This is a genomic window from Microvirga sp. GCM10011540 (assembly GCF_042650665.1).
GTDB lineage: Bacteria > Pseudomonadota > Alphaproteobacteria > Rhizobiales > Beijerinckiaceae > Microvirga > Microvirga lenta.
Map to the genome: position 1 here is coordinate 1 of NZ_JBHSBQ010000064.1, position 982 is coordinate 982.

A 982-nucleotide genomic window follows, 5' to 3' on the forward strand; every position below is an offset into this window, starting at 1 on the left:
CACTGGCTCTGTATCAACTCCTCTGACATGTCTCATTTGCTGAGCACGTGCTCGTTCGGTTCGAGGCTGCGACCTCTCTAAAGCCGAGGGCCGGAGACCTCGCGGCTCCAGCCCTCCCGTTCTGTTTCAGCTTGCTCTTTGGCTTAGGCGGCCTTCACGCCACTCAGGAACGCGTTCACCTCCCGACGGAGCTCCTCGGAGTGCCGCGCAAGCTCCTGGGACGCGCCCAGCACCTGACTTGCCGCTGAACCGGTCTCGCTGGCGCCATGGCGAACATGGGCGATGTTGCCAGTGACCTGCTCAGTCCCACGAGCCGCCTCCTGCACGTTGCGGGCGATTTCACCCGTGGCGGCACCCTGCTCCTCGATGGCGGCCGAGATCGAGACCGAGATCTGCGACATTTCGGTAATGGTGCGGGCGATCTGCTGAATCGCGCCGACCGCCTGGCCAGTCGCCTGCTGAACCGAGGCAATCTGGGTCGAGATCTCGTCCGTGGCCTTGGCTGTCTGGTTGGCGAGTTCCTTCACCTCGGATGCCACGACGGCAAAGCCTTTGCCTGCCTCGCCAGCACGTGCCGCCTCAATGGTGGCGTTCAGAGCCAGAAGGTTCGTCTGGCTGGCGATGTTGTTGATCAGCTGCACCACATTGCCGATCTTCTCGGCCGTTTCGGCCAGCGTCTGTACGGTGACGTTGGTGCGCTGGGCATCCGCCACTGCTCGCTCGGCGATCTGCGAGGACTGGCTGACCTGCCCGGCGATCTCGCGGATCGAGATCGACAATTCTTCCGTGGCGGCGGCCACCGTCTGCACATTGGCCGAGGTCTGCTGGGCCGCCGTTGCCACCGTCATCGTTTCGTTGTTGGTCTGGTCGGCCACAGCCGTCATCGACTGGGCCGTCGCCTCCATCTGCGTGGCCGCCGATGACAGTCCCTGTGTCAGCACCGAAACATTGGCCTCGAACTGCTTTGTCAGCTGATCCAGCA

The 982-nt window shown here is 63.3% G+C and carries 1 protein-coding gene; it reads right to left on the reverse strand.

Annotation, left to right across the window (positions count from 1 at the left end):
- Nucleotides 1-143 precede the first annotated feature (143 nt).
- A partial coding sequence (locus tag ACFOYU_RS15240) for a methyl-accepting chemotaxis protein (protein WP_377034245.1) occupies nt 144-982 on the reverse strand: 839 nt, incomplete at its 5' end.